Below are 7,834 nucleotides of genomic sequence, written 5' to 3' on the forward strand. Positions count from 1 at the left end.
CTGCACGTGGACGGCGCCGGCCGGCTCGTCCGGGTCCGGGCCGAGCAGGTGCTGGCCGGCGAGCGCCCCACCTCGTCCCCGGTGGCCGGCGTCGCGCCGGGCGAGCGCCCGGTCGTGGTTGCCGACATCGACCGCTGACCTCGGCGGGTGCCGACGACCGTGACGCCGGGACCGCCGCGCCGCCCGGTCGGCCGTGGCGTCCGGCGGTGGGGCCGGTAGCGTCGGCGGGGTGACCTCCGCAGCGGCCGCCCGGATCGACTTGCACGCCCACTCGACCGCCAGCGACGGCACGCTCAGCCCGGCCGAGCTGGTGCGAGCCGCCGCCGACGCCGGGCTGGACGTCGTGGCGATCACCGACCACGACACCACCGCCGGTTGGGACGCTGCGGTACGCGCACTGCCGCCCGGCCTCACCCTGGTCCGCGGGGCGGAGCTCTCCTGCCGCTGGTACGGGGTCGAGCCGGCGATCCCGCTGCACCTGCTGGCGTACCTGTTCGACCCGACCGAGCCGGAGCTGGTGGCCGAGTTGGCCCGGGTACGGCTGGCCCGGGAGGAGCGCGGCGAGCGGATCGTGCGCCTGCTGCAGGCCGACGGGATCGACGTGAGCTGGCGGGAGATCCTGGCCGGGGCCGCCGGCGGGACGGTGGGCCGGCCGCACATCGCCCAGGCGCTGATCAGGGCCGGTCTGGTGGCCACCACCACCGAGGCGTTCGGGCCGGACTGGCTGGGGGAGCGGTACCGACTGCCCAAGGAGGACATCGACGTCTTCCGGGCGGTCGAACTCGTCCGGGCGGCCGGCGGGGTGCCGGTCTTCGCCCACCCTCGGGCCAGCCGCCGGGGGCGGATCGTGCCGGACGAGCTGATCGTCGAGCTGGCGGCGGCCGGGCTGGCCGGCCTGGAGGCCGACCACGAGGACCATTCGCCGGCCGAGCGGGCGCACGTGCGCGGGCTGGCGGCCGAGCTGGGACTGCTGGTCACCGGGTCGTCGGACTTCCACGGGACGCACAAGACGGTCCGCCTCGGCGCGCACACCACCGCACCGGAGGCGTACGAGCGGATCGTCGCGGCGGCCAGCGGGGTGACCGCGGTCGCTTCGGGCTGATCCGCGTTTCGCCCTCGGGCGGCGCGGCTACCGTGTGCGGGTGAATCTGAAGCTCTTCGGCGAGGTCTTCGTGACCCTGCTGGTGATCACCGACCCGCCGGGCATGATGCCCATCTTCCTCGCGCTCACCGGGCCGCTGCCGGCGCGTGACCGGAACCGGGCCGCCTGGCAGGCTGTCGCGCTGGCGCTCGGGGTGATCGTGGTATTCGCGGTGGCCGGGCAGACCATCCTGGCCTACCTGCACGTCGACCTGCCCGCGTTGCAGGCCGCCGGAGGGCTGCTGCTGATCCTGGTCGCGTTGGAGCTGCTGACCGGCAAGGCCGACGACCCGAACCAGCCGGCGACCTCCAACATCGCCCTGGTGCCGCTGGGCACCCCGCTGCTGGCCGGCCCCGGTGCCATCGTCGCCACCATGCTCTTCGTCCAGCAGGCCGGCGAGCTCACCGACTACACCGCGATCGCCGCCGCGATCATCGCGGTGATGGTCGCGGTCTGGATAGTGCTGCGCTTCTCCGGGGTGATCGTCAAGATCCTGCGGCCGGGCGGGATCGAGGTGCTGACCCGAATCGCCGGCCTGCTGCTGGCCGCCATCGCGGTGCAGCTCATCGCGGACGCGGTGGCTGCCTTCGTGACGCAGTACATCACCATGAGCTGACCCGCCGGCCGGCCGTCGCCCCGCTGTCGTACCGGGGTGGCAGGATCTCAGGCGTGCGACGACCCTCCCCGACCGGACGACCGACCGGCGGCCGGGCTCCCCGGCCCCGCGCCGAGCAGGCCGAGCAGCTCGGCTTCGAGGGCATGCCCGAGCGGCTCTTCGTCTGCACGCCGAGCAAGCTCGGGGCGTACGCGGACTGCCCGCGCCGCTACCGCTACTCCTACGTCGACCGTCCCGCCCCGCCGAAGGGTCCGCCGTGGGCGCACAACTCGCTCGGCGCCAGCGTGCACACCGCCCTGAAGAACTGGTACGCGCTCGCCCCCGAGCGGCGCCGGCCGGAGGTGTTGGCCACCCTGCTCAAGGGCACCTGGGTGCGGGAGGGCTACCGCGACGACGCGCAGGAGCGGGACGCGTACCGGCGGGCGCTGGCCTGGCTGGAGTCGTACGTCGCCGGCCTGGAGCCCGACGCGGAGCCGATCGGCGTGGAGCGGGTGGTGGCGGTCAAGACCGCGGTGCTGGCCTTCAACGGGCGCGCCGACCGGATCGACTCCCGCCCCGGGCCGGAGGGTCCGGAGCTCGTCATCGTCGACTACAAGACCGGCCGCACCGGCCTGGACGCCGACGACGCCCGCGGCTCGCAGGCCCTGGCGCTCTACGCCTACGCCGCCGAGCGGGTGTTCCGCCGGCCCTGTCGCCGGGTCGAGCTGCACCACCTGCCCACCGGCACCGTGGCGGCGCACGACCACACCCCCGAGTCCCTGGCCCGCCAGGTCAGCCGGGCCGAGGACACCGCCCGGGACATCCTGGCCGCCGAGCGGGCGATCGCCGACGGCGCCGATCCGGACGACGCCTTCCCCGCCACTCCCGGTCCCCGCTGCGGCTGGTGCGACTACCGCCGCACCTGCCCGACGGGTGCCCAGACGCCGGGCAAGGACCCGTGGGCGGCCGTGGACCGACCGACCGGGGCCGCCGCCGACCTGGACTGACTCGGCGCCGACTCAGCCGGCGAGGGCGGTGCGGCGGGCGGCGCGCTCCTTCGCCGCCTGCTGCAACGGCCCTTCCCGGTACCGCTGCGGCACCGCCGCGAGGGCGAGCCGGAGCGCGCGGACGCTCAGGTCCGCGGAGAGCGCGGTGGTGGGCACCCCGAGCCCGCCGTACAACCGACGCGCCCAGGCCGGCAGCAGCCCGAGCGCCGTGCCGGCGATCCCGAGGTACGCCCAACGCGGCGGCCCGAGGTGCAGGCCGAGCCGGACCGGCAGGCTGAGCTTCCAGGGGATCGGCGGGGCGGTGAGGAAGAGGGCGGTCTCCGCGGCCTCCTTCGTCATCCGCAGATCGCCGCGGACCTGCCGGTAGTACTCGTCCACCTCGGCGGCGGTGCCCGGCACGTCGGCCGGGTCGAGCCCGACCAGGGCGGCCGCTCGGCGCTGCTCGGTGTAGTAGCCGTCCACCTCGGCGTCGGTCAGGGTCAGGCCGGCGCGGCGGGCGGTGCTGACGAAGGACTCGACCTCGGTGACGTGCACCCAGCGCAGCAGCTCCGGGTCGTCGACCCGGAACTCCTCGCCGGTGAACGGGTCGGTGGCCCGCATCCGGGCGTGCAGCGTACGCAGCCGGCGGCCGGCCGCCTCGGCCTCGGCGGTGGTGCCGTAGATGGTGGTCGCCACGTAGGTCGCGGTGCGCATCAGGCGGCCCCAGGCGTCGCTGCGGTAGTTGCTGTTCTGGGCAACCCCGGCCATGGCGCGGGGGTGCAGGGCCTGGAGGTAGAGCGAACGCAGGCCGGCGACGATCAGGATCGGCTCCTCGTGCACCTTCCACGTGACCGATCCCGGACCGAAGAGGCCGAGGTCATCGGAGTCCACCGCCCAAGAATGCCACGGGGCGTGGTGGACCGCCCCGGCCGTCGTCCCGGGCACCTTGTCCGGCGGGTCAGTCGTCGGCGGAGCGGCGGGCCTGGCAGGCGGGGCAGAGGCCCCAGAAGGTCACTTCCGCCTCGTCAACCTCGAAACCGTGGGCGATGTTCGGGTCGAGGCAGGGCGCGTCGCCGGTGGCGCAGTCGACATCGGCGATCTCGCCGCAACCACGGCAGACCACGTGGTGGTGGTTGTCCCCGACGCGCGCCTCGTACCGGGCGGGGCTCCCGGCCGGTTCGATCCGGCGGGAGAGCCCGGCGCGGGAGAGGGCGCCCAGCACGTCGTAGACGGCCTGGGTGGAGACCGAGTCCAGGCGTTCGCGGACCCGTCGGGTGATCTCGTCGACCTCCAGGTGCCCGCCGGCGGCGAGGACGTCCAGCACGGCGAGGCGCGGCCGGGTGACCCGCAGGCCCCTCGACCGGAGCAGTTCCTCGCCACTGGACATGAGGCAATGACAGCACGGGCGGTGCCGGGCGACAAGCGAGCTCGGACCCGGGTGGCCCGGGACACAGGGCTCGTGGCCTGCCGTAAGGCTGTGAACCGCGCGGCCGACGGCTGCGTGTGTCGATGTTGAGGGAGCGACGACGGTCACACCGCCGTACGCTGACCGCGCGGTCCCGTCCACTCGCCGGAGGTGTCGGTGTTCAGGGAAATCAACGGTCTACCGGGTCACATCCTGGTCATCCACGCCGCCGTGGTGCTGGTACCGCTGCTGGCGCTGCTCTCCGTCGCGTACGGGGTGCTGCCGCGCTGGCGGCCCCGGCTCGACTGGGCGGTGGCGGTCCTCGCCGTGGGGACCCCGATTGTCACCTGGGTGGCGACCGAGTCCGGTGAGGCGTTCGAAGAGGTGCAGCGGGAGAAGGGCGCCAGCGGCGAGTTCCTCAGGAAGATCGAGGAGCATTCCGAGTACGGCGGGACGCTGCTCTGGTGGACTGTCGGGCTGGCCGTGGCGGCACTCCTGCTCCTTCTGGTGACCAGCGGGTACCCCCGCGCACGGATGCTGCCCCGCTGGCTGCCCCCGGTGCTCACCGCGGTGGTGGTCGTCCTCGCCGTCCTGACGCTGGCCTACGCCTACCTGACCGGGGACAGCGGCGCCCAGATGGTGTGGAGCGGCCAGGTCTGACACGACCGCATTCAGAAGATCAGCCGCGAGCAGAGCAGGCAGAGCAGGATCACCAGCACCACCCCGGCCACCGTGCCGATGCTGTAGGTGAGCCGCTGGGCGCGCTGCTCCTCCATGTCCATGGCCGCCATGTCCTGCGGCGGTAGCTGGCGGGGCGGCGCGGGTTGCAGGTGCACCGGGGGACGCCAGCCCGGCGGCGGCGGAGTGGTCGGCGGCGGGCCGGTGTAACCGCCGCCTTGGGGACCGGCTGAAGTGCCCGGGGGCGGCCCCGTGCCAGTGCCTGCCGGGCGCCCGGCGGCGCCGGGCTGACCAGCACCGGGCACCTGGGCGCCGCCGGCCCGGTCCGCTGCGGCCCCGGCACCGCCGGTCGGGGAACCGGCCCCGCCAGGGGCCGGCTGATCTGGTGCCGGGCGTCGCCAGAAGTCGTCCTCGGAGGTGGCACCGCTGGGCGTCGTCACGCCGTCCGACGCTACCAACGCAACAGCCCATCAGTCGGTCCGACGGGCCGGCTCGGAAAGCGCGTCGGGCCGTCGCCGCTCAGCAGCCCGGCCTGGCTTCCGCGGCGGCGGTGGGCGAGGCCGCTAAGGCTGGCCCGCCGGAGGTTCGGGCCGCGGCATGGCTCCGGCGGCCGTGGGTGAAGCGCCGGGGCGGCGCGCCGGAGGTTCAGGCCGCCCCTGTCCGGGCGGTAGTCTTGCCGCTCGTGAGCACCGAGGACCCCGGCACGCAGGGCGCGCGCGGCGACGACGACCGCACGGTCGACCTCAGCGACGATTTCGTGGTGCTGCCCGAGCAGACGGCCGACGACACGGACCGCGGTTGGGGCGAGTTCAGCGGCGGCAACGACGACTGGCTGCTGGCCGAGCGGCCCCCGCACTGGGACTGACCAGACCCTCGGCGCCCGCGCTCAGCCACGGACGACCACGGCGAAGCGACTTCCCTCGGGCAGCCCGACGGCACGCTGCGCCTGCTCGGGCGGGAGCGCCAGGTAGAGCGCGGACGAGGCGTCCACCGCCTCCGCGCCCACCACGTCGAGCACCAGCGCCCGGGACGCGATGAGGACCGCCTCGGCGGCCGCCCCGCCGGCCGGTACGACCAGCAGGTCCACCCGGGCGCCCGGACGCAGCACCGCGAGGGCGGCCGGCTCGGCCAGCCGGACCGGTACGCCCACCAGACCGCTGGGCAGCGGCAGGGCGGAGTCCTGGGCAGCATTGGCGTCGCGGCTGGCTGGCGGCTTCGGAGCGGGAGTCACCGGGCCAGCTCCGGGTGGGCAGCCGGACGGTGTCTGCAGGACGGCCGCGGCCAGGCCGAGCAGGACGGCGACCAGCCCGGCCCGAAGCAGCGTGCCGCCGCGGGGCATGCCACGCCACCGCGCCGGACGCAGTGAACCCTCGCTCCCCGTCACCCCGTGCCTCCCGCCTCGGCAGCCTGGCGGCGCCGAGATCCGGCGCACGGATCAGGAGGCTAGGGGCGGCGGACCGGCCATGGCCGCCGGCGGCGGCCGGCCTGTGGACAACCGGCCGGCCTGTGGACAACCCTCGCGCAGGTCGCGATCTTGCTATGCGTGCCCCGGGGCCAGCGGCCTGGCAGCGTGCCGCGCCGACCGGTCCCTGCGGCCCGACGGCCGCGTCGACCGATCATCCTGACGAGCCGAGCCGAGCCGAGCCGAGCCGAGCCGAGCCGAGCCGAGCCGAGCCGAGCCGAGCCGGGTCAGGCCGCTCGGGTCAGGAGGAGGCGGCGCCGGAGGAGCTGGCGGCCGGGGTCTTGGTCGAACCGCCGTTGCTCGACGCGGACGAGCCGTTCGTCGAGCCGGTCGAGGAGCTGGACGAGCCGGCGGACGACTCGGACTTCTCGGGCTTGCTCGCGGTGCTCGTCGCGGTGTCCGAGCCCGACGAGCGCGAGTCGGTGCGGTAGAAGCCCGAACCCTTGAACACGATGCCGACCGAGTTGAAGAGCTTGCGCAGCCGCCCCTCACACGCCGGGCACTCGGTCAGCGGCTCGTCAGAGAAGGACTGCACCGCCTCGAGCTGGTGGCCGCACGCGGTGCAGGCGTACTGGTACGTGGGCACGTTCTCCTCCGGATCTGGCACGGCCGGTTGGCACTCGACGTATTCGAGTGCCAATGGTGCGTCATCGGCGAGGATTCGTCCAGCGGAAGTGTGCCGTCAGACACGGGGTGCCGCGACAAGCGTACGCAGGCCGTCGGTGGGCGTGATCACGGCGCGTACCGGACGGTCATGGGGCTCGGCGGGGACCGTCTCGACCAGCTCACCGTCGTGCAGCAGCGCCACCGTCAAGGTCGACTCCGGCACCCGGGCCAGGGCCCGGTCGTACGAGCCGCCGCCGCGGCCCAGTCGGTGGCCCCGGTGGTCCACCCCGAGTGCGGGGACGATCACCAGCGCCGCGCCGGCCACCGCCTCCGGACCCAGCGGGGGATCGGTCGGCTCCCGCAGCCCGCGTCCCGCCGCGACGAGCGACCCGGGCCCGGTGTACCTGGCCCAGTCCAGGTCCAGGTCGTCCAGGAGCACCGGCAGCAGCAGGTCCGCCTCCGGCGGTAGCGCCGTCCCCAGCGCCGCCGGCAGGTCGGCCCCGCCGGGCTCCGAGCCGACCGGGACGTACGCGGTCACCCGGGCGGGGCGCAGCCGGCGTACCAGGAAGACCAGCTCGGCCTGGACGCGCGCGGCGGCCGCCGCCCGCTGCGCGGCGGTCAGCGACCGGCGGCGGGCGAGCAGCGCGATTCTCATCTCGCGCTTGGCCTCATGCGTGACTTCCGCTCCATGAGAAAATTCCGGCACGCAACACTCCTGACGCAGCGCTTGTCTCCCCGTCGCTCTGTGTCAGCATCGCAGCATCGGGTGCGGAACTTCCGGGGGGAAGCTTGACGCTACGCGGGCGGTTGACAGCGGCCTTCCTCGCGGTGGTGCTCGGCCCGGTCCTGCTCGGCGCCTTCTTCGTCGGCTCCACCATGTCGGCCGTGGACCGCAGCCGCTCGGCGGAGCGGCTCGGCCTGGCCGCCGCCGGCGTGCGCACCTCGGTCGATGCCCTCTGCC

At 74.7% G+C, this 7,834-nt stretch carries 11 protein-coding genes; 5 read left to right on the forward strand and 6 right to left on the reverse strand.

Features of this window, described 5'->3' with window-relative positions; genetic code table 11:
* The first annotated feature begins 229 nt into the window (after positions 1-229).
* The 3 genes from DKL51_RS10095 (at position 230) to DKL51_RS10105 (ending at position 2,743) form a co-directional block, all read left to right on the forward strand.
* A complete protein-coding gene (locus DKL51_RS10095) occupies positions 230-1,102 on the forward strand; it encodes a PHP domain-containing protein (RefSeq protein WP_109965422.1) in 873 nt (290 codons plus the stop codon).
* A 40-nt stretch (positions 1,103-1,142) separates the two neighbouring features.
* On the forward strand, positions 1,143-1,757 hold the full coding sequence (locus tag DKL51_RS10100; RefSeq protein ID WP_109947201.1) for a MarC family protein: 615 nt from the start codon (positions 1,143-1,145) through the stop codon (positions 1,755-1,757).
* A 143-nt stretch (positions 1,758-1,900) separates the two neighbouring features.
* Positions 1,901-2,743, forward strand: a complete 843-nt coding sequence (locus DKL51_RS10105; RefSeq protein ID WP_109965423.1) for a RecB family exonuclease — start codon at positions 1,901-1,903, stop codon at positions 2,741-2,743.
* 12 nt (positions 2,744-2,755) lie between these two features.
* Here the strand turns inward: DKL51_RS10105 and DKL51_RS10110 are convergent, their stop codons facing one another.
* Positions 2,756-3,613 carry an oxygenase MpaB family protein gene (locus DKL51_RS10110; protein ID WP_109965420.1) on the reverse strand — a complete coding sequence of 286 codons (858 nt, stop codon included), beginning with the start codon at positions 3,611-3,613 and terminating at the stop codon, positions 2,756-2,758.
* A 67-nt stretch (positions 3,614-3,680) separates the two neighbouring features.
* Complete coding sequence (locus tag DKL51_RS10115) at positions 3,681-4,109, reverse strand: Fur family transcriptional regulator (RefSeq protein WP_109965421.1); 429 nt, start codon at positions 4,107-4,109, stop codon at positions 3,681-3,683.
* Between the two features lie 195 nt (positions 4,110-4,304).
* Here DKL51_RS10115 and DKL51_RS10120 point away from each other — a divergent pair, with 195 nt between their 5' ends.
* Positions 4,305-4,787, forward strand: a complete 483-nt coding sequence (locus DKL51_RS10120; RefSeq protein WP_109947194.1) for a DUF2231 domain-containing protein — start codon at positions 4,305-4,307, stop codon at positions 4,785-4,787.
* Positions 4,788-4,798: 11 nt separating this feature from the next.
* Here DKL51_RS10120 and DKL51_RS36885 read toward each other — a convergent pair whose 3' ends face one another.
* The gene (locus DKL51_RS36885; RefSeq protein WP_207786252.1) at positions 4,799-4,963 is read right to left on the reverse strand and encodes a hypothetical protein; all 165 of its coding nucleotides are present in this window, start codon (positions 4,961-4,963) and stop codon (positions 4,799-4,801) included.
* A gap of 524 nt (positions 4,964-5,487) precedes the next feature.
* Between DKL51_RS36885 and DKL51_RS10130 the strand changes: the two genes are divergently transcribed.
* On the forward strand, positions 5,488-5,670 hold the full coding sequence (locus DKL51_RS10130) for a hypothetical protein (RefSeq protein ID WP_109947199.1): 183 nt from the start codon (positions 5,488-5,490) through the stop codon (positions 5,668-5,670).
* A 21-nt stretch (positions 5,671-5,691) separates the two neighbouring features.
* Here DKL51_RS10130 and DKL51_RS10135 read toward each other — a convergent pair whose 3' ends face one another.
* The 3 genes from DKL51_RS10135 to DKL51_RS10145 all read right to left on the reverse strand — a co-directional run bounded on the left by DKL51_RS10135 (position 5,692) and on the right by DKL51_RS10145 (position 7,579).
* Complete coding sequence (locus tag DKL51_RS10135; protein ID WP_243421004.1) at positions 5,692-6,144, reverse strand: flagellar biosynthesis protein FlgA; 453 nt, start codon at positions 6,142-6,144, stop codon at positions 5,692-5,694.
* A 364-nt stretch (positions 6,145-6,508) separates the two neighbouring features.
* The gene (locus DKL51_RS10140) at positions 6,509-6,907 is read right to left on the reverse strand and encodes an FmdB family zinc ribbon protein (RefSeq protein ID WP_243421003.1); all 399 of its coding nucleotides are present in this window, start codon (positions 6,905-6,907) and stop codon (positions 6,509-6,511) included.
* A gap of 42 nt (positions 6,908-6,949) precedes the next feature.
* Positions 6,950-7,579, reverse strand: a complete 630-nt coding sequence (locus DKL51_RS10145; protein WP_109947191.1) for a 5-formyltetrahydrofolate cyclo-ligase — start codon at positions 7,577-7,579, stop codon at positions 6,950-6,952.
* Positions 7,580-7,834: the final 255 nt, after the last annotated feature.

The sequence above is a fragment of the Micromonospora globispora genome, assembly GCF_003857015.1.
Lineage (GTDB): Bacteria > Actinomycetota > Actinomycetes > Mycobacteriales > Micromonosporaceae > Micromonospora > Micromonospora globispora.

Coding starts and splice junctions, on each gene's coding strand:
- DKL51_RS10105 (WP_109965423.1), top strand. CDS start 1,901: ATGCCCGAGCGGCTCTTCGTCTGCACGCCGAGCAAGCTCGGGGCGTAC.
- DKL51_RS10115 (WP_109965421.1), bottom strand. CDS start 4,109: ATGTCCAGTGGCGAGGAACTGCTCCGGTCGAGGGGCCTGCGGGTCACC.
- DKL51_RS10135 (WP_243421004.1), bottom strand. CDS start 6,144: ATGCCCCGCGGCGGCACGCTGCTTCGGGCCGGGCTGGTCGCCGTCCTG.